The 25,083-nt window shown below is 63.4% G+C and carries 24 protein-coding genes; 9 read left to right on the top strand and 15 right to left on the bottom strand.

What is annotated here, in order from left to right:
• The first annotated feature begins 201 nt into the window (after positions 1-201).
• Positions 202-504, top strand: coding sequence for a ribbon-helix-helix domain-containing protein (locus AC1DYC_RS05245; protein WP_477404517.1), 303 nt, complete (start codon positions 202-204; stop codon positions 502-504).
• Between the two features lie 3 nt (positions 505-507).
• Here AC1DYC_RS05245 and AC1DYC_RS05240 read toward each other — a convergent pair whose 3' ends face one another.
• Complete coding sequence (locus AC1DYC_RS05240; protein WP_477401255.1) at positions 508-1,218, bottom strand: purine-nucleoside phosphorylase; 711 nt, start codon at positions 1,216-1,218, stop codon at positions 508-510.
• Positions 1,219-1,390: 172 nt separating this feature from the next.
• On the bottom strand, positions 1,391-3,964 hold the full coding sequence (gene cckA / locus AC1DYC_RS05235; protein WP_477404515.1) for a cell cycle histidine kinase CckA: 2,574 nt from the start codon (positions 3,962-3,964) through the stop codon (positions 1,391-1,393).
• A gap of 206 nt (positions 3,965-4,170) precedes the next feature.
• Between cckA and AC1DYC_RS05230 the strand changes: the two genes are divergently transcribed.
• Positions 4,171-4,875 carry a hypothetical protein gene (locus AC1DYC_RS05230; protein WP_477304089.1) on the top strand — a complete coding sequence of 235 codons (705 nt, stop codon included), beginning with the start codon at positions 4,171-4,173 and terminating at the stop codon, positions 4,873-4,875.
• A 252-nt stretch (positions 4,876-5,127) separates the two neighbouring features.
• Here the strand turns inward: AC1DYC_RS05230 and dksA are convergent, their stop codons facing one another.
• The gene (dksA, locus tag AC1DYC_RS05225) at positions 5,128-5,544 is read right to left on the bottom strand and encodes an RNA polymerase-binding protein DksA (RefSeq protein WP_112395407.1); all 417 of its coding nucleotides are present in this window, start codon (positions 5,542-5,544) and stop codon (positions 5,128-5,130) included.
• Between the two features lie 255 nt (positions 5,545-5,799).
• On the opposite strand from dksA, the gene AC1DYC_RS05220 reads away from it, so the two are divergent.
• The 4 genes from AC1DYC_RS05220 (at position 5,800) to AC1DYC_RS05205 (ending at position 9,566) form a co-directional block, all read left to right on the top strand.
• A complete protein-coding gene (locus AC1DYC_RS05220) occupies positions 5,800-6,303 on the top strand; it encodes a SixA phosphatase family protein (protein ID WP_477404513.1) in 504 nt (167 codons plus the stop codon).
• Between the two features lie 85 nt (positions 6,304-6,388).
• The gene (locus tag AC1DYC_RS05215) at positions 6,389-7,867 is read left to right on the top strand and encodes a YcjX family GTP-binding protein (protein ID WP_477404511.1); all 1,479 of its coding nucleotides are present in this window, start codon (positions 6,389-6,391) and stop codon (positions 7,865-7,867) included.
• Positions 7,864-8,934, top strand: coding sequence for a YcjF family protein (locus AC1DYC_RS05210; protein WP_477404509.1), 1,071 nt, complete (start codon positions 7,864-7,866; stop codon positions 8,932-8,934). Before AC1DYC_RS05215 ends, AC1DYC_RS05210 begins: the two co-directional genes overlap by 4 nt.
• A gap of 83 nt (positions 8,935-9,017) precedes the next feature.
• Positions 9,018-9,566 carry a hypothetical protein gene (locus AC1DYC_RS05205; protein WP_477304080.1) on the top strand — a complete coding sequence of 183 codons (549 nt, stop codon included), beginning with the start codon at positions 9,018-9,020 and terminating at the stop codon, positions 9,564-9,566.
• Between the two features lie 67 nt (positions 9,567-9,633).
• Here AC1DYC_RS05205 and AC1DYC_RS05200 read toward each other — a convergent pair whose 3' ends face one another.
• Genes AC1DYC_RS05200 through AC1DYC_RS05170 form a run of 7 tightly spaced genes read right to left on the bottom strand, consistent with a single transcriptional unit; the run spans position 9,634 to position 17,753 of the window.
• The gene (locus tag AC1DYC_RS05200; RefSeq protein WP_477404507.1) at positions 9,634-10,623 is read right to left on the bottom strand and encodes an ABC transporter ATP-binding protein; all 990 of its coding nucleotides are present in this window, start codon (positions 10,621-10,623) and stop codon (positions 9,634-9,636) included.
• Positions 10,624-10,631: 8 nt separating this feature from the next.
• The gene (locus tag AC1DYC_RS05195) at positions 10,632-11,591 is read right to left on the bottom strand and encodes an ABC transporter ATP-binding protein (protein WP_477404505.1); all 960 of its coding nucleotides are present in this window, start codon (positions 11,589-11,591) and stop codon (positions 10,632-10,634) included.
• Positions 11,588-12,559 carry an ABC transporter permease gene (locus tag AC1DYC_RS05190; RefSeq protein ID WP_477401251.1) on the bottom strand — a complete coding sequence of 324 codons (972 nt, stop codon included), beginning with the start codon at positions 12,557-12,559 and terminating at the stop codon, positions 11,588-11,590. The genes AC1DYC_RS05195 and AC1DYC_RS05190 overlap by 4 nt, the downstream gene beginning before the upstream one ends.
• Entirely contained in the window at positions 12,559-13,575 is a 1,017-nt protein-coding gene (locus tag AC1DYC_RS05185; protein WP_477401249.1) for an ABC transporter permease, read from the bottom strand. Before AC1DYC_RS05185 ends, AC1DYC_RS05190 begins: the two co-directional genes overlap by 1 nt.
• A 39-nt stretch (positions 13,576-13,614) precedes the next feature.
• Positions 13,615-15,276, bottom strand: coding sequence for an ABC transporter substrate-binding protein (locus tag AC1DYC_RS05180; RefSeq protein WP_477404503.1), 1,662 nt, complete (start codon positions 15,274-15,276; stop codon positions 13,615-13,617).
• Between the two features lie 19 nt (positions 15,277-15,295).
• Positions 15,296-16,198: a proline iminopeptidase-family hydrolase gene (locus AC1DYC_RS05175; RefSeq protein WP_352586798.1), complete on the bottom strand. Its 903-nt coding sequence runs from the start codon at positions 16,196-16,198 to the stop codon at positions 15,296-15,298.
• Between the two features lie 40 nt (positions 16,199-16,238).
• Positions 16,239-17,753, bottom strand: a complete 1,515-nt coding sequence (locus tag AC1DYC_RS05170) for a leucyl aminopeptidase (RefSeq protein ID WP_477404501.1) — start codon at positions 17,751-17,753, stop codon at positions 16,239-16,241.
• Between the two features lie 103 nt (positions 17,754-17,856).
• Here AC1DYC_RS05170 and AC1DYC_RS05165 point away from each other — a divergent pair, with 103 nt between their 5' ends.
• A complete protein-coding gene (locus tag AC1DYC_RS05165) occupies positions 17,857-18,906 on the top strand; it encodes a LysR family transcriptional regulator (protein WP_477404499.1) in 1,050 nt (349 codons plus the stop codon).
• Between the two features lie 63 nt (positions 18,907-18,969).
• On the opposite strand, the gene AC1DYC_RS05160 is transcribed toward AC1DYC_RS05165, so the two are convergent.
• From AC1DYC_RS05160 to AC1DYC_RS05150, 3 genes are all read right to left on the bottom strand, one after another.
• Positions 18,970-19,236, bottom strand: coding sequence for a hypothetical protein (locus tag AC1DYC_RS05160; protein WP_477284470.1), 267 nt, complete (start codon positions 19,234-19,236; stop codon positions 18,970-18,972).
• Positions 19,237-19,416: 180 nt separating this feature from the next.
• Positions 19,417-20,625 carry an MFS transporter gene (locus AC1DYC_RS05155; RefSeq protein ID WP_477404497.1) on the bottom strand — a complete coding sequence of 403 codons (1,209 nt, stop codon included), beginning with the start codon at positions 20,623-20,625 and terminating at the stop codon, positions 19,417-19,419.
• A 60-nt stretch (positions 20,626-20,685) separates the two neighbouring features.
• Positions 20,686-21,675: an AraC family transcriptional regulator gene (locus AC1DYC_RS05150; protein WP_477404495.1), complete on the bottom strand. Its 990-nt coding sequence runs from the start codon at positions 21,673-21,675 to the stop codon at positions 20,686-20,688.
• 160 nt (positions 21,676-21,835) lie between these two features.
• On the opposite strand from AC1DYC_RS05150, the gene AC1DYC_RS05145 reads away from it, so the two are divergent.
• Both AC1DYC_RS05145 and AC1DYC_RS05140 read left to right on the top strand, forming a co-directional pair.
• Entirely contained in the window at positions 21,836-23,686 is a 1,851-nt protein-coding gene (locus AC1DYC_RS05145; protein WP_477404493.1) for a monovalent cation:proton antiporter-2 (CPA2) family protein, read from the top strand.
• On the top strand, positions 23,683-24,231 hold the full coding sequence (locus tag AC1DYC_RS05140; protein ID WP_477404491.1) for a DUF924 family protein: 549 nt from the start codon (positions 23,683-23,685) through the stop codon (positions 24,229-24,231). Before AC1DYC_RS05145 ends, AC1DYC_RS05140 begins: the two co-directional genes overlap by 4 nt.
• On the opposite strand, the gene folK is transcribed toward AC1DYC_RS05140, so the two are convergent.
• Positions 24,228-24,740, bottom strand: coding sequence for a 2-amino-4-hydroxy-6-hydroxymethyldihydropteridine diphosphokinase (gene folK, locus AC1DYC_RS05135; RefSeq protein WP_477404490.1), 513 nt, complete (start codon positions 24,738-24,740; stop codon positions 24,228-24,230). The genes AC1DYC_RS05140 and folK overlap by 4 nt on opposite strands.
• Positions 24,724-25,083, bottom strand: coding sequence for a dihydroneopterin aldolase (folB, locus tag AC1DYC_RS05130; protein ID WP_352586785.1), 360 nt, complete (start codon positions 25,081-25,083; stop codon positions 24,724-24,726). The genes folK and folB overlap by 17 nt, the downstream gene beginning before the upstream one ends.

The following is a 25,083-nucleotide window of genomic DNA, read 5'->3' as shown; positions in this document are numbered from 1 at the left end:
ATGTTGGAGACGATTATGAGCGGTGCGTATAAAAGGTGGTGGCAGCCCGTTACCACGCCTGAATTCACAATTTGCGTAATCTGCGGCTCAACGACGAAAGTCCGATTGCCGATTCGGCCCATAAGGCCGAAAATGCAGGGACAAGCACAAACGTGAAGGCGCGATCGAGGCGCCCAAAACCAACAATATCGGGAGGTAAGGATGTGCAGGGTTTTTGCCGGCCAGGATCCGGAAGGCTACCGACAGATCAACCGGTCGATCCGCATCGACGGGCATTCGACCAGCATCCAGCTTGAAGCGACCTTCTGGGCGCTGCTCGACGAGATCGCCGACAGCCAGGGCCTGACGACGCCGAAATTCATCTCAAAACTCTATGACGAGGCGATCGAGATCAACGGCGCCATTCCCAACTTCGCCTCGATGCTGCGCACCACCTGCGCGCTCTATCTGCGCGGTCACCGGCCTGACGTGGATGAGCTGACGCCGAAGCGCCAAGCCGCCTGAAGCCTATGCCTCGGCCGCGACGTCGAGCCCGAGCCGGACCATGTCGGTGAACAGCGCCTGACGTTCGGAATAGGCAGTTAGCTCGTCGGTCACGATATTGTCGACGACGGTCAGCAGCGACAGTGCGCGGGCGCCGAAATGCGCCGCGAGGCGGTAGAGCGCGCTGGTTTCCATGTCGACGGCGAGCGCGCCAAGCGCCTGTGCTTCAGCGAATCGAGCGCGCCCTTCCGGGTGATAGAACACATCGCTGCAGATGGTCAGCCCTGCCTGATGGTCGATGCCGAGTTGGGCGGCGCAGGCCAACGCGTGGGCGAACAGGCCGGGATCTGGCCCGGCGGCGGCATCGTATAGGCCGAAGACCTGGCCGCTTCGCTCGCTTTCGGCGCGCACCGATTGCGAGATCACTACGGAACGCAGCGGCACATCGGTGGTCAGGCCGCCGCAGGTGCCGGTGCGGATCAGCGTCTTGACGCCGTGGAAATCCAGGAGCTCATGCACATAGACTAGGAAGGACGGGACACCGATGCCGGTGGCCTGGATGCTGACGGGACGACCGCGGTAGAGGCCGGTGAAGCCCAGCGCGCCCCTTCGGCGGTTGACGCAGCGCGGCGCCTCCAGAAAGGTTTTCGCCATCCACTCGGCGCGCTGCGGGTCGCCCGGCAACAGCACCGTTGCGGCATAGTCACCCTTGGCTGCCTCGTTGTGCGGCGTCACGACATGCTCCCCAAAACCCGCCGCCCGTTTCGCCTGTAATCATGGCAGCGTCACGTCATTGCGCAAGCGGTGAATTAGGGTGGCCTAAAGCGCGTCGCCAGCGACGCACTTTAGGCCTTTGTTTTATGCATGTCGTTTTCTCAAAACCGGGGCCACTTTTGAGCAACATGCATCAGGATTCAAGCACGTCCTTGACGACAGTGGCCAGTTGCTTGAGCGAGAACGGCTTCGGCAGGAAGCCGAACTGCGCGTCGGGCGGCAGGTTCCGGGCGAAGGCATCTTCGGCGTAGCCGGACACGAAGACAAACTTGATGTCGGGCTGGCGCTTGCGCAATTCGCCAAGCAGCGTCGGGCCGTCCATTTCCGGCATCACCACGTCGGACACGACGATATCGACCTTGCCGCCGAGCGCCTCGAAGACTTCCAGCGCCTCAACGCCCGAGGACGCCTCGTGCACCGTGTAGCCGCGCGAGGTCAGCGCCCGCGAGCCACCCATGCGCACGGCGTCCTCATCCTCGACCAGCAGAACAGTGGCCGAGCCCGAGAGGTCCTTGCCGGTGTCGGCGGCTTTCACCGGTGCTGCCGGCGCCTCGCTGACGTCGCCGGGTTTTTTCGCCTCCACGATATGGCGCGGCAGGAAGATGCGGAAGGTCGAACCCTTGCCGACTTCGGAATCGCAGTAGATGAAACCGCCGGTCTGCTTGATGATACCATAGACCATCGACAGGCCTAGGCCGGTGCCCTTGCCGACCTCCTTGGTGGTGAAGAACGGCTCGAAGATCTTCTTCAGCACGTCGGGTGCGATGCCTGAGCCGGTATCCTCGACCTCGACCAAGACATAGTCGGCCGGGGTGAGTTCGCGGTAGGCAAAGCTCTTGCACTCGTCGGCCGTGACATTTCGGGTGCGCACGGTGAGATCGCCGCCGGCCGGCATGGCGTCGCGCGCATTGACCGCGAGATTGACCACCACCTGCTCGAACTGGCCGATATCGACCTTGACCGGCCACAGGTCGCGGCCGTGGTCGACCTTCAGCTTGATGTCGTTGCCGACCAGGCGGGCAAGCAGCATCCTGAGATCGGCAAGCACGTCGGTCAGGTTCAGCACCTCCGGCCGCAGCGTCTGCTTGCGCGAGAAGGCGAGCAGCTGGCGCACCAGCGAGGCCGCCCGGTTGGCGTTCTGCTTGATGTTCATGATGTCGGGGAAGGACGGGTCCGACGGCCGGTGATTGGTCAACAAAAGGTCCGACGCCATGATGATGGCGGTCAGCACATTGTTGAAGTCGTGGGCGATGCCGCCGGCGAGCTGTCCCACTGCCTGCATCTTCTGGCTCTGCGCCATCTGGCCTTCGAGCGCCTTCTGCTCGGTGGTGTCGACGGCATAGACGATGGCCGATTCCTCGGCCCCCTCGCCGCCGGTGCCGTCGGCAACCGCGTTGACGTAGAAGCGTATGTGGCGCTCCTCATTGCCGGGCAGCAGCGTGTCGATCGGATCGATGTCGGCCTGCCTGAGCCGCGCCTTTTCGAAGGCGGCGGCAAAGGCCGGGCGGTCGCGCTCATGGATGACCGTATCAAGCCGCACGCGGCGGTCGACGGCATCGCGGTCGACGACGGAGGCAAACAGCGACAGGAACGGCGCGTTGGTGCGCAGGATGCGGCCGCTGGCGTCGACGCCGGCAATCGCCATCGGCGTCGAGTTGAAGAAGCGGGTGAAGCGCACTTCCGAGGCGCGCAGGTCGGCGGACGCGTCCTCGCCTTGCGTGCGGTTGAGCACGATGGTTCGGGTCGGACCGTTGGTCCCCTCGCGGCTGGCCGAGACACGGTGCATGAAGCGCACAGGCAGCGCCTCGCCCGTCGTCGTCGTCAGATCGAGATCGATGACAGCGTTGCGGGTGGTGCCGGGATCGGCCTTGACCGAGCGCACCAGCGCCATGCCGTCGCCGGCGACGATTTCCGGCAGCGTGACCGCGCCAGGGGTGAAGCTTGCCAGATCGATGCCCAGCCATTCGGCGAGCGTGGCGTTGATGTAGGTGACGCGGCCCTCCTGGTCAGCAGAGAAGAAGCCGGCCGGCGCGTGGTCGAGATGGTCGATGGCCTTTTGCAGGTCGAGGAAGAAACGCTCCTGCTCGGCCCGTTCCTGCGAGATATCGGCAAGCTGCCAGGCGAGCATGGGCAGACGCTGGCCGGGAACACTGAAGGTGCGGGCCCGCGCCCGGTACCAGCGTGCGCCGGGTTCGGCGCCCGGCCGGATCGACTGCGCCAGCCGGAATTCGCCGTCGCCGGCCTGGCCGTCGCGCAGACCCGAGGCCAGCCGGTATATGGTCACCGAGGCTTCGGGAACATCGGAAAGCAGGCCTTCGACCGTCTTCAGATCGGCGGCCGACGCGGCACCGGTCATCTCGGCATAGGCCCGATTGGCGTAGACGACGCGGCCCTTGGTATCGGTGACGATCAGGCCCTGCGACATCGAATCGACGAAGGCCTTCGACAGCTCATCGCCGGTCGAACGCGGCGCGATCTGCACGAAGCCGATGGCCGTGGCGAACAGGAAGCCGACGCCGATCATGGCAAGCACGCCCAGCATGCCGAGCAGGAAGGGATCGCCAAGACGCTCGCGGAAAAGGCCGAAAACGACCGCGGCCCCGGTCAGGACAATGATGAAGACGATGAGCCGGGTAACCGCGCCTGGCCGCGTGTTCTGGTCGACGATCGGTACCGGATAGAAATCGCCGCGCGTTTCCCTGGCCATATGCCCCCTGCTCGTGAGTTTGTCCGACATCGCCCCCGGCCGGTTGAATCACATTCTCCTAGTCCGGAAAAGGCCTTGGCGGCAAATGTCGGATAAAAATGACGTGCCGGTGTTTCAAGCTGTTCATGAAGCGTGAAGGCAACTTGCGGTGGCCGGTCGCAACGGTCTAGTGTCGCCTCCACTTCAAAACCGATTTGGGGGCACCGATGCAGTGGCTGGATAGCGTGGCGGGTCCTGGTTATGCCGCAGCGCTGCTGTGGACGTTTGCCGCCCTTGTCCTGCTGGTCATCGTACTTGTCATCATCAGGCTGGTCCGCAACCTGACTTTCGGCACCTTCGTTGCCGGCGGCAGGAACCGCAAGACGCGGCTGGCGGTCATGGACGCCACCGCGGTCGACAGCCACCGCCGGCTGGTGCTGATCCGTCGTGACGATATCGAACACCTGATTTTGATCGGCGGCCCTACCGACGTCGTCGTCGAGCGCGACATCAGGCTGGCAGCGCCGCGCCGTCCGGCATTGACCGGCGATGGCGGTGGTGGCCAACAGCAACAGGCGCCGCGTCCGCGCGCAGCACAACCCGCCGCACCCGCAAGGCAGGCGCCGCCGCCGCAACCGGTAAGGGCGGCCCCTGCCGCCGTTCCGCCACGCCAGGCCGCGCCGGCGCCGAAACCAGCTCAGATCTACCAGGCCAGCAATGTGACACCGCTGCCGGCCTATGGCGCTGCCGCCAATACCGCCCGGCAGGCGCCGCCGCCACCGAAGCGCGAGTCCATCGACGACACGCTGATGCGGGAGCTCGAGGTCTCGCTCGATGATTCGCACGCCAGCAAGCCGGCGGCAAAAGCGCCGGCTTCGCTCGACGACGAGATGACCAAGCTGCTCGGCGAGCTGGCCAGCCAGAAGCGCTAGCGGCAATCGAGATCGTCGACGGCCTAGAGCGTTTCACCGTTCCACTGAAAACGGCGAACTGCCCGCACTGGCGAGATGATTTCGCTCCTATTTGCTGGATCAGCCTCCAATACAGATTCGAATTTGACACTCACGGATGAGCGTTTTTGCTGAAAAGGGGCTTCCGCCCATTGCCGCAAGTCCAAAACAGAAATGGCCGGGAAACCCGGCCATTTCTAATCTAATGATGCAGTTCTGCCGTGCGGCTGCGGCTCAATCGTCGCGATAGACCTTCTCGCGGCGCTCGTGGCGCTCCTGCGCTTCGATCGACAGGGTCGCGATCGGGCGTGCGTCGAGACGCTTGAGCGCGATCGGTTCGCCGGTTTCCTCGCAGTAGCCGTAAGTGCCTTCATCGATGCGCTGCAGCGCCGAATCGATCTTTGAAATGAGCTTGCGCTGGCGGTCGCGGGCGCGGAGCTCAATAGCGCGGTCGGTTTCCGAAGAAGCCCGATCGGCAAGATCGGGGTGGTTGGCGTTTTCCTGCTGCAGGATTTCGAGAGTTTCGCGCGCTTCGCGCAGTATGTCGTTCTTCCAAGTGACGAGCTTCAGGCGGAAGTATGATTTCTGCCGTTCGTTCATGAACGGCTCGTCTTCGGAGGGTACGTAATCGGCGGTAGAGATATCGTTCATTCGACTCACCCAACAACCCCAAATTTGGGGCCTATATATTCGCGCAGACAAGGCTGCACAAGCGTAATCGGCGCGCGTTTCACGCAATTGTTAATGCCGTATGCAGCAACCCCCGGCAAAGCCTTCCACAGCAAGGGCGCGGGCGAATTCGCACATGATTCGTTGCGCTTGGGTGCCTGCGCCCATTGTGCGGTGGGCCGTTCTCGTGGCTAATCCGATTGTGTCATTTGATGGGCAGCACACCATGGGGGTCCGGTGAGCACACTGTATCTGTTGAGGCATGCCAAGGCTGGTTGGGCCCTGCCCGGCGTACGCGACTTCGACCGCCCGCTCGATGCATCCGGCATTGCCGATGCCGAAACGATGGGGACGGCGATGCGTGCCCGCAACTACATTCCTGATATCACGCTCTGCTCCAACGCCAAGCGCGCGCGCCAGACGCTGGAGGGCATTGCCGGCCACACCGATACCGGCCGGGTGCTGTTCTTCGACACCCTCTACAGCGAGGATGCCGCCGGCTATCTCGCCATCATCCGTGGCAATGGCGGGCCGGGCTCGCTGCTGGTCATCGGCCACAATCCGATGACGGAAGACCTTGCCATGGCGGTTTCGGGCGACGGCGACGAGGCGGCGCGGGCCATCATGAACCACGGTTTTCCGACTTCGGGCCTGGCGGTCGTGCGCTTCGAGAGCACCCTCAACCAAGCCGCGCAAGGTGCCGGCTATCTCGAAGCCTTCCTGACGCCCGCCGATCTCTGAGCGGAGCCGGCCAAGGCCGGACGCCATTTCAAACTGCGGATGCAAAGCCTATATCGGGGCGGACCGAGGCCCGAGAGAACAGATTTTGGCATCATCGCTGACGACATTCACAGACGAAGCGAGAATTGCCCTGGATACGCTGTCGGGGCGGGCAAGCGGGCTGTTTTCGCCATCGCTGCGGCTCGGCGTCACCGGCCTGTCCCGTGCCGGCAAGACGGTGTTCATCTCGGCTCTCGTCCACAATCTGATCCATGGCGGGCGGCTGCCGCTGTTCGAGGCGCAGAAGTCCGGACGCATCGCGCGCGCCTTCCTTGAGGAACAGCCGGATGACGCTGTGCCGCGTTTTCAGTACGAGGATCACATCGCCGCTTTGGTCAACGACCGCATCTGGCCGGATTCGACACGCGCCATTTCCGAACTCAGGCTCACCATCGAATACGAATCTGCCTCCGGCTGGAACCGCATGTTTTCCAGCGGCAGACTGTCGGTCGACATCGTCGACTACCCCGGCGAATGGCTGCTCGACCTGCCGCTGCTCGGCAAATCCTTTGCCGATTTCTCGCACGAAGCCTTCGATATGGCGATGCTGCCGGTGCGCCACGACCTCTCTCAGGACTGGCGGGCGCTGGCGGCGACGATCGACCCCAATGCCGACGCAGACGAGATGACGGCGCGACGCCTCGCCGAGAGCTTTGCGGCCTATCTCAAGGCCTGCAAGCTCGACGAACGGGCGCTGTCGACCTTGCCGCCCGGCCGTTTCCTGATGCCGGGCGACCTAGAGGGTTCGCCGGCATTGACCTTCGCGCCCTTGCTGCTCAAGGGCGAGCGGCGGCCGCGCTCCGGCTCGTTGCAGGCGATGATGGAGCGGCGCTACGAGGCTTACAAGACGCATGTGGTAAAGCCGTTCTTCCGCGAACACATCACCCGCCTCGACCGCCAGATCGTGCTGATCGACGCCATGCAGGCGCTGAACGCCGGCCCCGGCGCCATGGCCGATCTCGAACGCGCGGTGACCGAGATCCTGTCCTGTTTCCGTCCCGGCCGGGGCAATTTCCTCACCGACCTGTTTTCGCGCCGCATCGACCGCATTCTGGTGGCCGCGACCAAGGCCGACCATCTGCATCACGAAAGCCATGACCGGCTGCAGGCGATCGTGCGCAGGCTTGCCGACCGCGCCGTGGCGCGAGCGAATTTTACCGGCGCCGATGTCGACGTGGTCGCCATGGCGGCGGTGCGCGCGACACGCGAAGGCACGATCAAGCAGGGCCGCGAAACGCTGCCGGTGATCATCGGCACGCCGCTGAAGGGCGAGAAGATCAACGGCGAAACCTTCGGCGGCAAAACCGAAACCGCTATATTTCCCGGGGACTTGCCGGAGAAGATTGACGCGGTTTTCGATGTTTCCGAAGCCGACCACCGGCAAAGCAGCGACGATCCGGCGATCCGTTTCGTGCGCTTTCGGCCGCCAAAGCTCGAACGCACCGCCGAAGGCGTCACGCTGTCGTTGCCGCATATCCGGCTCGACCGCGCCTTGCAGTTCCTGATCGGAGACCATCTGGCATGACCGCGCCCCGCAGACCGGCAGCTTTTCGTATCGAGCCGGAGGCCGAACCGAAGCAGGAAACGCGCCGCGCTCATGCCGAGCCGCTGCCAACGCGCAAGCCGCGCGCCGTCGTCGTGCCGGCCGAGATCGATGTCTTCGACGAACCCGACATCGTCGCCGCCGAGCCGCCGCCGGCAACCGCGCCGCGCAAGCGCTCGCTATTTGCCAGCTTGTTTTTCGGCGCGGTCGGCGTGCTGGTTTCGCTGGCCGTCGGCCTGTGGACCGACCAGCTCATTCGCGATCTGTTCGAGCGCGCAGAGTGGCTGGGCTGGCTGGCGGCTGCCATGGCCGCAATCGCCGTGCTGGCGCTGGTGGTGGTGCTGGTGCGCGAATTCCTGGCCATTGCCCGGCTGGCCGAGGTCGAAAAGCTGCAGAAACGAGCGCTCGATGCCGTGGCGCGCGACGATCCGAAGGCCGCAAGGGCCGTCGTCGACGAACTCTCGGCTTTTGTCGCGGCAAAACCGGAAACGGCGGCCGGCAGGCGCTCGCTGGCCGAACTGCGGGGCGAGATCATCGACGGCGGCAATCTGGTGCGGCTGGCCGAAACCGAGATTCTCGGGCCGCTCGACGCCAGGGCAAAGGTGATGATCCTGGAAGCCGCCAAACGCGTGTCGCTGGTCACCGCCGTCAGCCCTCGGGCGCTCGTCGACGTCGCCTATGTCGTGTTCGAGGCGGGGCGGCTCATTCGCCGCCTGTCCGAGCTTTATGGCGGCCGCCCGGGCACGCTGGGCTTTTTCCGGCTGGCGCGCAGCGTTCTCGCCCATCTGGCGGTGACCGGGTCGATCGCCGTCGGCGACAGCTTTGTCCAGCAGATCGTCGGCCATGGCCTTGCCGCGCGGCTTTCGGCGAAACTCGGCGAAGGCGTCGTCAACGGCATGATGACGGCGCGCATCGGCATTGCTGCGATGGAGACGGCGCGGCCCCTGCCCTTCATTGCCGCCAGGCGGCCGGGCATGGGCGATTTCCTGTCGGCGCTGACCTCGTTCGCGAGCAAAAAAGAAGGTGAAACACCCGCTGCCGACAAGTGAAACGCCTACTCGCGGTCACCAAGCATTAACCAATCTTGTTCATGGTCGTCCAACAACAGCCTCCTTGTTGCCGGGTGTCGTCTATGAAAAGCGTAATCTTGTCCTGCGTCCTGCCCATGGTCGCGCTCGCAGCACCTTTGGGCCTGGCCGGGAAAGCCTCTGCCGCCGAACCCGACAAGCAGTTCTTCCGCACTGTCGAAGGCAAATGGGTCGGCCCGGGCGAGATCGTTGCCGGCAAGTACAAGGGTACGAAATTCACCTGCAGCTTCGACGGCTCGACGCCTGACGACAAGACCGGCATGACGCTGGACGGCGACTGCCGGGTCGGTGTTTTCACCCAAAAAATGTCGGCCACGGTCGAGCGCAAGGGCCGCGACTACAAGGGCAATTTCATGGGTGGCGCGGCAGGCACCGGCCTCGACATCATCGGCGGCAATGTCGTCGATCCCCGCAAGGTGGTCTTCACCATCAACCGCAACCAGCTGCGCGGCGTCATGCAGGCCCGCATTCCCGACGACAATTCGATGACGGTGACCATCGCCGTGCGCGTCGACCAGCAACTGGTGCCGGTGATCGGCATGAGCCTCAAGCGCGTCGATGCCGTCGAAGTCGGCTCCATCGCCAAGAACTGACCTTCAAGCCGTTCCCCCGGAAAGCAACGGACAGTTTTACGCGCCGCGATAGCTTTGCGAGTCACGCTCAGATCAATGTCGGGAAGTGACAGGCCACCTTGCGGCCGGGTTTACGCTCCTCGAGCACGGGTCGTTCGGTGCGGCACCTTTCCACCGCTATCGGACATCTAGGATGGAAGCGGCATCCGGGTGGCGGGTTGAGCGGGCTCGGCACATCGCCAGTCAGGATAACGCGCTTGCTCGTCCCGCTCGGCGTCGTCTCAACGACGGGGACCGCCGAGATCAGCGCCTGGCTGTAAGGGTGGGATGGTGTCGCAAACAATTCTTCCGCCGGTCCTTCCTCGACGATCGAACCAAGATACATGACCGCGATGCGGGTCGAGACCTGACGCACCACTGACAGGTCGTGAGCGATGAAGATGTAGGTGAGCTTCAGCTTCTCCTGGAGGTCGGCAAGCAGGTTGACGATCTGCGCCTGCACCGACACGTCGAGCGCCGAGACGGGTTCGTCCAGCACGACCAGATCGGGATTGAGGGCAATGGCGCGCGCAATGCCAACACGCTGGCGCTGTCCACCGGAGAATTCGTGGGGAAAGCGCATGACATGATCCGGCAGCAGTCCGACGAGGTCGAACAGTTCCGCGACCCGCGCGGAAATCTCGCGGGACGAAAGCTTGCCATGGATGCGCAGCGGCTCGGCCACCAGATCGCCAACGCGCCGGCGCGGATTGAGCGAGGCCGACGGGTCCTGGAAAACCATTTGCAGACGGCGCCGCAGCGGCCTGAGTTCGGACAGCGACTTTGTGGTGATGTCGTCGCCTTCGAAGAAAAGCTTGCCGTCCGATATGTCGTAGAGTCTCACCAGGCAGCGCGCCAGCGTGGACTTGCCACATCCGGATTCGCCGACCAACCCGACTGTCTCGCCGCGCCACACCGTCAGCGAAACATTGTCGACGGCATGGACGGTTCGCTTGCCCTCCGCGGAAAAACGAGTGCCGATCGCAAAACGCTTGCCGAGCGAACGCGTCTCGAGGATCGGAAGGTCTTTGCTGGTCATCGGTCCGCTCATGCCTGCGCCACCCGGAAGCACGCCGCGGCATGGGTGCTGGCGCCAAGGTCGGGCTTGCCGGACACACAGGGCTCATACTGAACCGGGCAACGCGGGCCGAAAGCGCAGCCTTGCGGCAAGCGCAGCAGCGATGGCGGCGAGCCCGGAATGGCCGGCAGGCGGCGTGGTTTCTCGCCGGTCAGCGGCGGGATCGAACCGAGCAGCGCGCGCGTATAGGGGTGTCGCGGGTCGGAGAATAGCTCCATGCGGCTGCCGCGCTCCACCACCCGGCCGGCATACATGACCATCACCCGGTCGGCGAGTTCGGAGACCACGCCCATGTCATGGGTGATGAAGACAACCGCCGATTTGTGCGTCGCGCGCAGCTTGCGCACGAGGTCAAGAATGCCGGCCTGTACCGTCACGTCGAGGGCCGTGGTCGGCTCGTCCGCGACCAGCAGCGCCGGGTTGCAGGACAGGGCCATGGCGATCACCGCCCGCTGGCGCATGCCGCCGGAAAGCTGGTGCGGATAGCGCGACATGGCCTCGTGCGGGTTGGGAAAATTCACCTCGGCCAGCAGTTCCTCGACGCGCGCCATCGCCTTGGATTTGCTGATATTTTGATGCGCCCGGATCTGCTCGGCGATCTGCCAGCCGACCGTGTAGACCGGCGTCAGCGCTGTCATCGGGTCCTGGAAGATCATCGCGATCTCGTTGCCGCGCAGGCGCCTGAGTTCGCGCGCCGGTAGTCCCACCAGTTCGCGGCCCTTGTAGCGGATAGACCCCTCGATGATGGCGTTGGGGTCGGTGATGAGGCCCATCACCGCCAGCAGCGACACCGTCTTGCCCGAACCGGATTCGCCGACGACGCCGAGGATCTCGCTCTCTTCGAGGTCGAAGGAAACGCCATCGATGGCGCGCACCAGGCCGTCATTGGTGCGGAAGGATACTCTGAGGTCGCGCACCGACAGTATCATGATGTCCTCAGGCGCGGATCGAGAAGGATGTAGACGAAATCGACGACCGCGTTGGCGATGACAACGAACATGGAGGCATACATCACCGTTGCCATGATCATCGGTAGATCAAGGTTCTGCAGCGCGTCATAGGTGAGCTTGCCGATGCCATGCAGTCCGAACACCACCTCCGTCAGCAACGCGGAACCGCCCACCAGCGCGCCGAAATCCAGGCCGAACAGGGTGACGAAGGCAATCAGCGAGGTGCGCAAGGCATGGCGCAGCAGGATGCGCGTTTCCGACAGGCCCTTGGCACGGGCGGTGCGGATATAGTCTTCCTGCATGGATTCGATGATGGCCGCGCGCAGGACGCGCCCGTAAATGCCGATGTAGAGGATGGCCAACGTGATCCAGGGAATGACCAGGGTCAGGAACCAGCCCTTCGGATCGTCGGAGAAATTCTTGTAGCCGAGCGGCGGCACCCAGGAGAACGCCCAGCTGTCGTGGTAGCGGCTCTGGGTGATCAGGTTCATCACCTCGCCCAGCCAGTAGACTGGCATGGAAATGCCGAGAAGTCCCAGCGCCATCAGAAGCTTGTCCAGCCAGCTGCCGCGGGTGGCGGCGGCAACGATTCCGATGATGATGGAGACAACCACCCACAGGATCGCCGCCCCAAACACCAGCGAGAGCGTGACGGGAATAGAATCCATGACTGCCGGCACCACCTTCCAGCCGCGGTTGACGAAGGAGGTCAGGTCGCCGGTGACGAAGATCTTCTCCATCATCTTCACGTATTGGACGTAGAGCGGCTGGTCGAAGCCGAAGCTGTGCCGCACCGCTTCCAGCACCTCGGGCGATGCATTACGGCCGGCAATGCGCGCCGCCGGGTCGGCGCCCGGCGTGGCAAAGAAAATCAGGAAGACGATGACCGAGATGCCGAACATCACGAACAGCATCTGACCGAAGCGGCGCAGGATGGCGTAGATCATCAATCGCGCCCCAGCCGTACCTTGGAGCGCGGGTCGAGCGCGTCGCGCAGGCCGTCGCCGAAGACGTTCAGCACCATGACGGACACCGCGATTGCCAGGCCCGGCACCAGCGCCACCAGCGGGCGCGTGTAAAGCAGCGCCTGTCCGTCCTGGATGATGGTGCCCCAGCTTGCGGCCGGCGGCTGGACACCGATCGACAGGAAGGAGAGCGCCGATTCCGTCAGCATGTTCAGCGCCATCATCAATGGCACGAAGACGATCAGCGTGGTGGTGATGTTGGGCAGGATGTCGCGCCACAGGATGCGCCATCCCGGCACACCCAGATTGATCGCGGCGAACACGAATTCGCTGTGTCGAAGCGACAGAACCTGGCCGCGTATGGGGCGCGCCACATAGGGCACGTAGACAATGCCGATGATGATGACCGGCAGCCACAGACTGCCGGACTCGATCTCGATCGGCCCGATCGAGATGCCCTGCGCGATGGTGACGATGGAAAGCGATATCGCCAGCAGATAGATCGGAAATGCCCAAAGCACATCCAGAAAGCGCGACAGCACGGTATCGGTGATGCCGCCGAAATAGCCGGCGATCAGCCCTGCCAGCGTGCCGATGATCAGCGTGAAGATGGTGGCTGCGCCGGAGATCAGCAGCGAACTCAGCCCGCCATAGAGCATACGGGCCATGACATCGCGGCCCTGGCTGTCGGCGCCAAGGAAATAGTTGCCGAGCCGCCAGGTCGGACCGATCGGCGTGTAGCCAAGACCAAGCCCCTCCGTCGACTGCTCCATCACGGGGACGTCGACGCCGTCGATCTGGATGACGGCGTCGAGCGTCGAAGCGAAGGGGTCCGTGCCCGCCCATTTCGCGTAGAGAGGCGCGCTGAGGCAGGCAAGGACGATGAGGAGGAATACGGCCAGGGATGCCATCGCAGCCCTGTCCGTTGCCAGCTTTGCAAACGCGACGGCCCAGGGCCCTCGCGTCTTGCGCGGCATGGCGATGGCTTGGTTCGACACGGCCGTGCCTCTCCGCAGTTCGTTACTGCACCCAGGCCATTACTGTACCCAGGACTGGGTGATCATCCAGTTGAACTGCCGGTTGAACTTGAAATTGCCAACCCGTTTGCTGACGAAGTCAAGTCGCTTCGGCGTGAAGAGGCCAACGGCCGGCGCCTTATCGGTGACCTCCCGGTCGATTTCGGCCCACAATTTGTCGGCAGCCTTCTGATCGGTCACACCGAGATCGAGCGCCTTCTGCATCTTGGCGTCGATATCCTTGTCGCAGAAGCCGGCGATGTTGATTGAAGCGTCCGACCCTTCACGGAAGGAAGCGCAGGAGAACAAGATGTTCAGGAAGTCGGAAGCCGCGGGATAGTCCTTGTACCACTGGGTGATGGACATCTGCACCTTGTTGTTGGTGTTCTGGATGTAGGTGAACTGGATGTTGGACGAGATCGGTTTGACGTCGGCGACATAGCCGATGCTGGTCAGCACGCTCTGCAGATAGACACCGATGGAGCGTGAGATGGCGGTGTCCTCGGCGATGATGGTCACCTTCTGGCCCTTGGTGCCGGATTCCTCGACGAGCTGCTTTGCCTTGTCGAGATCGGGCGCCGACCATTTGGCGCCGGGGTTCTTGGTGAAGGGGCAATAATCCTCATGGCCGGGGAAATCCGGCGGCAGGACCTGGCAGACCGGCGAGGCCAGCACCTTGCCGCCGAACAGCTTGACCAGCGTGTTGCGGTCGACTGCGTAGGCAACAGCCTGGCGCGCTTTTTCGTTGTCGAAGGGTGCCAGTCGGTTGTTCAACGGCGCATACCACCATGCTGACAGCGGCGAGATGTGCAACTGGTCCATGGACTTGCTGCCAAGTTCGCCCAGGCGATCGCTCGGCAGCGCGTCGAACATCCAGTCCGCCTCGCCGTTTTGGATCGCCGAGACCGCTGCTTCCTCGGACAGGCCGAAATCATATTGTACGACATCCGGATAACCGTCGGGCTGGACTTCCTCGCTCCACTGCTTGAAATTGGGATTGCGCGACACCGTCATGCCCTTGTTGGGGTCGAAGGCGGAGATCATATACGCACCGGTGCTGGGGATGGGCTTGGAGCCCATGTCTTCGGCGGGCGTGTCGGCCGGCAGAACCACTGCGTGAGGCAAAGCGAGCTTGTAGAGCAGCTCGGCATCCGGCTTGGTGATGTTGATGGTGATGGTACCGGCGGCTTCGTCACCGACAACGCCGCCTTCCAGCGTGCAGCTCTTGGTGTCGGCCAGGCATTTGTCGGCGCCGACGATGCCGGCATAGAAGGTGCCTGAGGTCGGTCCGGAAATCTTGAAGATGCGCTGGAGGGAGGCAACGACGTCCTTGACGCCAAGATCCTGGCCGCTGGAGAACTTGATGCCCTTGCGCAGCTTGAAGGTGAAGGTCTTGCCGTCATTCGTAACCACAGGCAGCGCCTCGGCCAGATCGGGGACGATGGTGAAGCCGTCCATGCCTTCGGCTTTGCGGAAGGCCACCAGGCCGTCATAGATCGGCTGGTACATCTGCCAACCCTGGTCGGTGTAGTTGATGTGCGGATCGAGCGTTCCCGCCGCCGAGCGGGCGAGAAGGCGGATGGTGCCGCCTCTATGCTCCTTGAGATATTCGGCCTGCGCCGGGGCCAGCCATGTGGCGGCCAGCAATGAAGCGGCTGACGCCGCAAAAAGCAGTTTCTTCATGTTTTATTCCCCTTTTTTCTCAGTTGTCGTTGTCGTCCAGAAAGTCTCCCACCACCCGCATGCACGCCTCTTGCTCCTCGACATGCGGCATGTGGCTGGAATGCTCGAATATCTCCCAGTGCGATCCTTTTATGCCGTCCTTGAAGGGCTGCACGGTCGCTGGCGTGGCCTCGTCATAGCGACCTGATATGATCAACGTCGGAACATCGATGGCCGGCAGTCGATCGACGATGCTCCAGTTCTTCAGCGTTCCGATGACGTGAAACTCGTTTGGCCCGTTCATGACATGATAGACGGTCGGATTGCGTGCGATCTGGGCGAAGGTCTCCGTCACTTCGGGCGGAAAAGGCACGCGGCAGACATGCCGTTCGTAGAACCGCATCGTCGCTTCCTGGTAGGCCGGATCGTCCGTCGTGCCGGCCTGCTCGTGGCGGGTCAGCGTCTCCTGGACATCCACGGGCAGGTCGGCGCGCAGCCGGTTGGCTTCTTCGACCCACAGCTTCATGGAAGCCGGCGAGTTGGCGATGGTCAACGACTTCAGGCCTTTCGGTCGCGTTACCCCATATTCGGCGCCTAGCATGCCGCCCCAGCTCTGACCGAGGACATGGAAGCCGGACCGGATGCCGAGATGGTCGACAAGGTTTTCAAGCTCGTCGATGAAGAGCTTGGGCGTCCAGAAATCGGCGCCCTTCTGCGGCAGCAAGGTGGAGTTGCCGCAGCCCAACTGGTCGTAGTGGATGACGGCGCGGCCGCGGCGGGCAAGAAGCTTGTAGGCATCGACATAATTGTGGGCGGCGCCCGGGCCACCATGCAGGATCACCACCGGGGCTTTGTCGGCGTCGAGGTCGCCGGAGATACGATACCAGGTTTCGTAGTTGCCGAAGGCGGCCCGCCTCTGCCTACCACTGATCTCAGACGACATCCCGGCTCCTTGCATGTTTGAAGGCATCTTGTTGTTGGGCCTAGTTCACCTTGCGGCTGGTTTGCACCCATTCTTCCAGCATCTGCACGCCGAACGCCGTGGCGCCTTCCCGGCCGAGCGGCTGATCCTTGTCGGCCATTTCCTTGCCGGCTATGTCGAGATGCACCCAGGGCCGATCCTCGGTGAAGTGGCGCAGGAACGCCGCCGCATAGGGCGCGTCGCCATCTTCCATGTCCTTGGCGTGGTGCCGGATATCGGCGAATGGCGATTGCAAGCCCTCATCGTAGGCGCGGTCGAGCGGCAACTGCCAGAACCGCTCACCGACCGTTTCTCCTGCCGCGATCATCTGCGTCGCGATGGCGTTGTCGGTGCTGAACAGGCCGGCGAATATCGATCCGAGGCCACGCATCACCGAATAGGTCAGCGTCGCCAGATCGACGATCACGGAGGGGTTGAAGCGCGTAGCTGCATAGTAAAGGCAGTCGGCCAGGATCAGCCGTCCTTCCGCGTCGGTGTCGAACACTTCCACGGTCTGTCCGGAGGCCGTGGTGATGATGTCGCGCGGCTTGAGCGCGGTGCCGGACGGCATGTTCTCGGCGATGCCCAGAACGCCGACGGCATGCACCGGACTGCCTTGCCGGGCAAGCGCGATCAGCAGACCAACCACTGCCGCCGCGCCACCCATGTCGGCCTTCATGTCGAACATCTGCTCGCCGCGCTTGATGCAGAGGCCGCCGGAGTCAAAGCAGACACCCTTGCCTACGAAAGCCATCGGCTGTGCGGGAGCACCCTTGCCGCGATAGCGCAGGACCGCAACGCGCGGCGGCCGCACTGAACCTGACCCGACGGCCAGGATGGCATTCATTCCGAGTTCCCTGAGCTTCGCCGTGTCGAGGATCTCGACGTCGATGCCGGCTTCGCGCAGCGGCTCGAGGTGATCGTGGAAATTGTCGGGATGGAGATGGTTCGGCGGCAGGTTGACCAGGGTGCGCGCATATTCGACGCCGTCGGCGATGGCATTGGTCCGCGCCAGCGCCGGGGCGAGCTCCGCGCCGCTTGCGCCGACCAGTTGTACCCGCAAGGTTCGATCCGCGCCTGCTCCCTGGCGTTGGTTGCGCATGTCGAAACGATAGCGCCGAAGCCGCATGCCGAGCGCCACGCGCGCCAGGATTTCCGCGCCGGGCATATCGACGCCGGCGATCGGGTCCAGGACCAGGGTGGCGACGCACTCGCTCTTGCCCTCGAGATGCGCGGCAAGCAGACCGCCGGCGCGTGCCAGTGAGAGTGTCGTAATGGCCTCAGCCTTGCCTAGGGCGAGAACGATGACGCGCCGGGTCGATACGGCCTGGGGAGCGATCACATCGATGCAGGTGCCGGATTCGGCCAGAGCGACCGTATCGGAGCAGGCACGGGACAAAATCCCGCTCAGCTCAACATCCAGTGCCGCTGCCCGGGGACCAAAGCCTGTCTGGGCAGTTTGCAGGATCACGACGACAGAGGTTTCCGCGGAAATCTCGTCGGCCGCTTCAAACACCGGCACTGGCGATTGAGGCATAAGCAGTCATTCTCCCATTTTTCCCCGGCCTTAGCGCAGCTTTGCGCAAAGCTTCGCCCGCCAGCGGTGGAAACCGATCAGGCCGGTCTCTGCCGTTGGTGGAATGGTGCCGGAGGCCCCAAATAATCGTTTACTGATGGCGACTTGGTCGCTCTTGTCTCTTGCGTATCCCCGAACCGACCAGGTGATCAAACGCCAATTTTGCCCAAGTCGATTGACAAAAACTCAACTGACAATTCATGATCGGGCGATGGCGCTACCCTCACTCAACGGCATGCGCGCTTTCGAGGCTGCCGCACGCCTCGGCAGCATCAAGGATGCAGCGGAGGAATTGCACCTGACACCGTCGGCCGTAAGCCGCCACATCCGTGCGCTTGAACGAAATCTCGGCCAGGATCTGTTCGAGCGTGGCTTTCGCCAGATAACGCCGACCATCAGGGGGTCCTACTATGCGCGCGGCCTCTCCGAAGCATTCGAGGCGATCTGGCGCGCCACCGACGATGTCAGCGTCTCCGACGGCCCAAGCCACGGCAAGGCCCAACGTGTCAGGGTCTTGTGCGTACCGGCGGTTCTGAACCTTTGGCTGGCGGACCGGTTGCCAAACTTTCGCCGGCTGCATCCATCCGTGGATCTGGAGATTTCCACGTCCGGCAAGCGGGCCAACTTCGATTTGGCCATTGTCGACGAGTTCGTCTACAAGGCCGGCCCGGCGCTAACGCTGTTGATCCCGCTGTTGCTGACCCCGGTTTGCGCGCCCGCGCTGCTGGAGGGGCCGGTGCCGCTGCGGTCGCCCGCCGATCTGGTCAATCACCACCTGATCCATGAATGCGAGACTATGCGATGGAAGCGATGGCTGGAGCAGGAAGGCGTGTTGGACACCACACCGAAATCGAGCACGACCCTCGATGACTGCACCTTGATCATGCGCGAGGCGATAAACGGCGCGGGTATAGCGCTGGCCGACACGATGATGGCGCAGGATCTTCTGCAGCAGGGAAAACTGATCGCCCCGTTCCGAGCCCGCCACACCTATCCGGCCGGCATCTATCTGCATCAGCGTCGCAGCATCGGCAACAAGCCGGGCACAGGCCTGTTCCAGGACTGGCTGCTCGCCGAGATCGACGATCACAAACGGACGATGGCTATCCCTTAGAACACCAGCAAAAAAGGCGGCGGCTATCCGAGCCACCGCCTTTCTCAATTCCCCGAAACGAAATCAGCCCTTGATGGCGGCAAGCACGTCGTCATAAGCCTTGCAGGCCTCGGCAGCCGTGGTGGCGCCGGAATATTTGGTGGTGACCGCCTGGACCTTGGCGGTGAGATCGGCCGCCTTGGACGGATCCTTGGTGATCGCCTCCTGCAGGGCGGTCGTCACATCCTGAGCCTTCTTGGTCAGCATTTCGGACGTGCACTCAGGCGCCTTCGAGCAGGCCGATGCGGCAAGCATGGCGACACCCACGCCAACGAGCAAAAACTTCTTCATGTCAGTCATCTCCTCACAAAGGCAGAACTTGATCGTCGCTGCCTTCCAACGGCCGAAGCCGAGCGTCCCTTAGCCGCCGATTGCGGCAAAACGCAACGCGCTCACCGCATAAACTTGTGTAACGCGGCTGCAACATCGCGGCGGCCCGAAGTTAGGCCGCCGCATAAGTTGAAGCAGGGTTCAGCTGCGAGGCTGCAGCAGCGCCAGCAAAGCTGTCGATGCGGCAAGGATGGCGGTGAGAGTCAAGGGCGCCGTGGCACCGTAGTTGTCCACGACAAAACCGCCGACAACCGCGCCGATGGTGATGGCGACCTGGAAAGATACGACCATCAGGCTGCCCGCCGCTTCCAGCGCATCAGGTGCCGCACGGGACAGATTGGTCGGCAGCACCACCGGCCCCATGCCGAAGGCGAGGCCCCAAAGCGTAACGAAGCCGAAGGCAGCGCCGATGTGCACACCCCAAAGCACCAAAGCGAGCGCCGCAAACGCCATCAACGCGGCAGTCACCACGAGAGCCATTCGGATATTGGCGTCGGCCAGGCGGCCGCCGGCAATATTGCCGACCACAGCGGCGATGCCAAATCCGAGCAGCGCGAGCGCAATTGGCCCGGTTGCAAGCAGCGTCACGTGTTCGAGGAAGGGGCGCACATAGACCGAACCGGCGAAATGCCCGGTCATCAGCAAGACAATGGCAAGCATGCCGAGTTGAATGCCGCGCCGTCGCGTTAGCCGAAACACGTCGGCAAGACTATTGCTTGCGCTTGCAGGCAAGGTCGGCAGGCTGAGAAACTGCAGCAGCATGGCAACCAGGGCCAGCCCCGCTGTCATGGCCATGGCGCTGCGCCATCCAAGCCAATCGCTGATCAATGCGCCCATCGACGGCGCTGCAATGGTGGCGAGCGAGACGCCGAGGGTGACGATGGCCATGCCTCGACCTGTCGCATTGGCGCCAACCAACCTCGCGACGACGGCAACCGAAAGCGCCCAGAAAGCGCTGAGAGCGATGCCGAGCCCGGCCCGGCCTACCAGCAGCAGCCAGAAATTCGGCGCCAGCGCTGCAAGAATATTGGAAGCGACCGCCAAGGCCATGAGGCCAACCAGCACGGTCTTGCGGTTCAATCGGCCGATGAGAACATTGCTCAGCATGGCCGTCACGGCGCCGACCGAAGCGGTGGCGGTGACGACCTGCCCGGCCGTTCCCTCGCTGATGCCGAGATCGCGCGCCATTGGCGTCAACAGACCCGCCGGCAGGAATTCGGCGGACACCAGGGCAAAGCTGGTGGCCGCCAGTGAAATGACCGCGAACCAGGTGGCTGCGCTCCACGCGGTTGGCGCATCGGCGTCAAGGCCGATCGCGGCGTCTTCAAGCTGTAATGCTGTGTCAGTCACGGAAGGATCTCCAAAGTTTGGAGATCTTAGATAGGCGAGTCCGCTCGGATGATATGTACCTTAAAATCCGAAATTCATATCTATTCGTCCGGGAATTGTGCGACGCACAACGCCTGGCGAAACATTGGTGATGCGCTTGAACGCGCGCGCGAAGGATGCCTCGGAATCGTAGCCCAAACGGGTAGCCACTTCGGCAACCGACAAGCCGTTTTGCCCCAGCAGCTCGCGGGCAAGCTGCATGCGCATGCGGGCGAGATAGTGTGCGGCTCCCTCGCCCAAAACAGCGCTGAAGCGCTCGGCGAAAATCGAACGCGATTGGCCTGCCACGCCGGCGAGGCTTCCCAGCGTCCAGTTGTGGCCGGGGTCGCGGTGCATGGCTGCCAGAGCGCGGCCGATATGCGGGTCGCGGATGGCTGCGAGCCAACCGGTGGTCGAAGCGCCATTGCAGTTGACCCAGCAGCGGATGAGCCGAGCCGTCAGCAAGTCCGCCATACGCGACAGGATGGTGGCGCTGCCCATCTGCGGTTGCGCGGCCTCCACCGTCATGGCCGCCAGCAAAGGGCCGACGATCGGGTCATTGCCGGCCACGTCGCAACCCTTGATGAGAGGCGGCATCAACGTGATCAACGGGTTGAGCGCGCAGGAGCCCAAGGCCATCGAGCCGCAGAAAAGGGTGCTCGTCGCGCCCGTTCCCTGCCGCACCACTTCGCAGACATTGCCGCCCAGCTTGATCACCTGGCAACCTTCGAGCGAACCGCCCTCAACGTCCGGCGCGCTCGCCAGCCGATGGGCGATGCCTTGCGGCAGCAGCACCAGATCGCCATCGCGCAACTCCTGCCATCCTTGCGCTTCGGTATGAATCCAGCATGGACCCTGGCCCACAAAATGAAACCGCAGCAGCTGTTGTTGTGGAAAGTCTATGCTCCACGGATGCCGGAGCTCGCAGCGGCCGTAGTTGACGCCACTCAAGCGAAAGTCCTGCAGAACTTCGCTGAGCGCATCCATCGGGATATGCGGCGGCGAAGACGGATGGGACGAATGGTCAAGCATTTGGCAAATATAGATGCCGAGCGTCCGACAGGCAAGCGGAGACCGTTGTTCCACCGGAGGAATCGCTGCAACGGCACCTACCCGTCATGGCAGGCTTCCCACCCTTGCCTCTAGCTCCAACTGCATGCAAGGAGTGCTGCTGAACACGGGGACAAGAGGCATGGCAGCGGAAGCATCGGGCAGCGATCTCATTCAGGTGGTGGCGCTGCTTGCCGCAGGCGTCGTCGCCGTTCCGATCTTCAAACGCATGGGCCTGGGCTCGATCCTCGGCTATCTCGCCGCCGGCGTGGTCATCGGGCCGTTCGGCATCCGCATCTTTTCCGAATCGGAAGCCATCCTGCATGTCGCCGAACTCGGCGTCGTCATGTTCCTGTTCATCATCGGGCTGGAGATGCAGCCGTCACGACTGTGGGGCCTGCGCCGCGAGATTTTCGGCCTCGGCGCGCTACAGGTCGGCGTCTGCGCGGTGCTTCTGACTCTCGTTGGACTAGCGGGCGGATTTCCGATCGCGCAGTCCTTCGTTGCCGGCGCCGGCTTCGTGCTGACCTCGACGGCGATCGTCATGCAACTGCTGGAAGAGCGCGGCGAGATGGCCAGCCCCAAGGGACAGCGCATCGTGTCCGTCCTGCTGCTCGAGGATCTGGCGATCGTGCCGCTGCTGGCGCTGGTCGCCTTCCTGGCGCCGGGCGGTGCCGAGATGACCCTGCAGCAAAGGCTGACCGAGGTCGGCATCGGCCTTGGCGCCATTGTCGGGCTGGTGGTGGCCGGCCGCTATCTGCTCAATCCGTTCTTCCGCATCCTGGCCGACGCCAAGGCGCGCGAAGTGATGACGGCGGCCGCACTTCTGGTCGTGCTGGGGTCGGCGCTGGTCATGCAGCTGTCCGGCCTGTCGATGGCGATGGGCGCCTTCCTGGCCGGCGTGCTTTTGTCCGAATCGACCTTCCGCCACCAGCTGGAAGCCGACATCGAACCGTTCCGCGGCATCCTGCTCGGCCTGTTCTTCCTCGCCGTCGGCATGTCGCTCGACCTGCATGTGGTGGTCGACAACTGGCGGCTCGTTGCCATCTATGTCGTCGCCTACATGGTGATGAAGGCGCTCGGCATCTATCTCGTTGCCCGCGTGCTGAAGAGCGGCCACCGCGAAGCGCTGGAGCGTGCCGTGTTCATGGCGCAAGGCGGCGAATTCGCCTTCGTGCTTTATTCCGCCGCGGCGGTGGTCGGCATCATCGATAGCCGGGCCAACGCCACGCTGACCGCGATCATCATCATCTCCATGGTGCTGACCCCGCTGGCTATCATTGCGCTCAAATATCTGACGCCGCGCGACGAGCAGTCGCTCGAAGGCGTCGACATCGCCGAAGGGCTGACCGGCAGCGTTCTGGTCATCGGCTTCGGTCGCTTCGGCCAGATTGCCAGCCAGCCGCTTTTGTTGCGCGGTATCGACGTGTCGATCATCGACAATGATGTCGAAATGATCCAGGCGGCCGCCGATTTCGGCTTCAAGGTCTATTATGGCGACGGCACACGGCTCGACATTTTGCGCGCCGCCGGCGCCGGGAGGGCACGCGCGGTGCTGATCTGCGTCGACAAGGCGGACGCTGCCGTTCACATTGCCGAACTGATCAAGGCGGAGTTCCCGCTGCTGACGGTTCTGGCGCGCGCCTACGATCGCGGCACCGCGCTGTCGCTCATCCGCGTCGGCGTGGATTTCCAGCTGCGCGAAACCTTCGAATCGGCCCTCGTCTTCGGCGGCTCGGCGCTTGAAGCGCTTGGCGTCGAACCGGAAGACGTCGCCGACGTCATCGAGGATGTTCGGCGCCGCGACAACGACCGCTTCGAGACGCAGCTGGCGGAAGGCATACGGGCTGGCCGGCGCTTCCTCAGGGGCAATATCGGCACGCCTATACCGACGCCACTCGCCCCGCCACGCCGCCCCGGCCAGGCGCTGAATGAAGAAACAGCCGGTGTGTTGAACAAATCCGAACCCGCCCAGCCAGAGGAAGGCAGATGACCGCATTGGACGAGCGCGCACTCGCCGTCACAAAATTCTGGCGCGAAGCCGGCGAAGACGCCTGGTTCGAAAAGAATGACGCTTTCGATGCGGATTTTCGCGCCCGGTTTCTCGACCTGCATTATGCGGCCGCGCGGCGCGAATGCGATGCCTGGTCGGAGCATGCCGAGGGCTCGCTGGCGCTGATGATCCTGCTCGACCAGTTTCCGCGCAACTGCTTTCGCGGCAGCGGCCATATGTACGCCACCGATCCGCTGGCAAGGCATTTTGCTGCCAGGGCGATCGCCGCCGGCCACGACATGGCGCTGGAAGAGGACCTGCGCGTCTTCCTGTATTTGCCCTACGAACATTCGGAATCGCCAGCCGATCAGGACAGATCGGTCGAGCTCACAACCGCCAGCGCGCCGGAGTACATCAAATACGCGGTCGAGCACCGCGACATCATCAAGCGTTTCGGCCGCTTCCCGCATCGGAACAAGATGCTTGGCCGCGAGACGACGGCGGACGAACAGGCATTTCTCGATGGCGGCGGGTTTTCCGGCTAACCCAGCCACCAGTCGCGGCCGGAAGCCAGCCGCTCTATGCCTGACGTATCGACGGCGCTGAGCCGCTCGCTCACGCTGCGGCCGCCAACCGCCAGTTCGGGCGCGATCTCGGCCAGGGGCGCCAGCACGAAAGCGCGCTCGAGCATCCTGGGATGCGGCACTTCCAGCCCGGTCTCGTGGATGATGCGGTCGCCGAACACCAATATGTCGATATCGATCAGGCGTGGCCCCCAGCGCTCCTCGCGCACCCGCTTCAGCTTGCGCTCGGCCTCGAGGCAGAGTTCGAGCAGCGCCCTTGGCGCCAGCGCGGTTGAGATTTCGGCAGCTGCATTCAAGAAATCCGGCTGGTCGAGCTTGCCCCAGGGCGGTGTGCGGTAAAGCGAGGAGACGGCGATGACGCGCGTGTTGTCGTCGGCGTCGAGCAGGCGCAGCGCCGTGGCCATCGAGGCGGCCGGATCGCCGAGATTGCCGCCAAGGCTGAGATAGACCGTATTATTCGGGCCAGACAACGGTCACCTCGACATAATCGAGCACGCCGGGCACCGGCGCGTTCGGTTTGCGCACGGTGATCTCGGCCCTCCTGATCTGCGGGAACCGCGCCGTCAGCGCCTTCGCCACTTCGAGCGCCAGCGCCTCGATCAGGAACCGGCGATGTCCGGTGACGATCTTTTCAATCACCGTGAAGGCGATGCCGTAATTGACGGTGTCCTCGATGGAATCATCCTCGAGCGGACGGCTGGGCTCGACCGTCAACTCGGCATCGACATAGAAACGCTGGCCAAGCGCCTCCTCCTCGTCCAGCACGCCGTGCCGGGCAAAGAAGGCGCAGTTCTTCATGCGGATGACGTACAT

The sequence above is a fragment of the Mesorhizobium sp. P2_E7 genome, from assembly GCF_056403855.1.
The sequence above is the reverse complement of the archived record's forward strand: the minus strand, read 5'-3'. Positions and strand labels throughout refer to the sequence as shown.

Excerpts from the sequence above, each read along its gene's own strand:
- AC1DYC_RS05160 (WP_477284470.1), bottom strand. The coding sequence starts at position 19,236 with ATGAAGAAGTTTTTGCTCGTTGGCGTGGGTGTCGCCATGCTTGCCGCA.
- AC1DYC_RS05190 (WP_477401251.1), bottom strand. The coding sequence starts at position 12,559 with ATGATCTACGCCATCCTGCGCCGCTTCGGTCAGATGCTGTTCGTGATG.
- AC1DYC_RS05230 (WP_477304089.1), top strand. The coding sequence starts at position 4,171 with ATGCAGTGGCTGGATAGCGTGGCGGGTCCTGGTTATGCCGCAGCGCTG.
- AC1DYC_RS05180 (WP_477404503.1), bottom strand. The coding sequence starts at position 15,276 with ATGAAGAAACTGCTTTTTGCGGCGTCAGCCGCTTCATTGCTGGCCGCC.
- AC1DYC_RS05205 (WP_477304080.1), top strand. The coding sequence starts at position 9,018 with ATGAAAAGCGTAATCTTGTCCTGCGTCCTGCCCATGGTCGCGCTCGCA.
- AC1DYC_RS05145 (WP_477404493.1), top strand. The coding sequence starts at position 21,836 with ATGGCAGCGGAAGCATCGGGCAGCGATCTCATTCAGGTGGTGGCGCTG.
- AC1DYC_RS05195 (WP_477404505.1), bottom strand. The coding sequence starts at position 11,591 with ATGATACTGTCGGTGCGCGACCTCAGAGTATCCTTCCGCACCAATGAC.
- AC1DYC_RS05210 (WP_477404509.1), top strand. The coding sequence starts at position 7,864 with ATGACCGCGCCCCGCAGACCGGCAGCTTTTCGTATCGAGCCGGAGGCC.
- folB (WP_352586785.1), bottom strand. The coding sequence starts at position 25,083 with ATGTACGTCATCCGCATGAAGAACTGCGCCTTCTTTGCCCGGCACGGC.
- AC1DYC_RS05175 (WP_352586798.1), bottom strand. The coding sequence starts at position 16,198 with ATGTCGTCTGAGATCAGTGGTAGGCAGAGGCGGGCCGCCTTCGGCAAC.
- cckA (WP_477404515.1), bottom strand. The coding sequence starts at position 3,964 with ATGGCCAGGGAAACGCGCGGCGATTTCTATCCGGTACCGATCGTCGAC.
- dksA (WP_112395407.1), bottom strand. The coding sequence starts at position 5,544 with ATGAACGATATCTCTACCGCCGATTACGTACCCTCCGAAGACGAGCCG.
- AC1DYC_RS05200 (WP_477404507.1), bottom strand. The coding sequence starts at position 10,623 with ATGACCAGCAAAGACCTTCCGATCCTCGAGACGCGTTCGCTCGGCAAG.
- AC1DYC_RS05245 (WP_477404517.1), top strand. The coding sequence starts at position 202 with ATGTGCAGGGTTTTTGCCGGCCAGGATCCGGAAGGCTACCGACAGATC.
- AC1DYC_RS05150 (WP_477404495.1), bottom strand. The coding sequence starts at position 21,675 with ATGCTTGACCATTCGTCCCATCCGTCTTCGCCGCCGCATATCCCGATG.
- AC1DYC_RS05165 (WP_477404499.1), top strand. The coding sequence starts at position 17,857 with ATGGTGCCGGAGGCCCCAAATAATCGTTTACTGATGGCGACTTGGTCG.
- AC1DYC_RS05170 (WP_477404501.1), bottom strand. The coding sequence starts at position 17,753 with ATGCCTCAATCGCCAGTGCCGGTGTTTGAAGCGGCCGACGAGATTTCC.
- AC1DYC_RS05140 (WP_477404491.1), top strand. The coding sequence starts at position 23,683 with ATGACCGCATTGGACGAGCGCGCACTCGCCGTCACAAAATTCTGGCGC.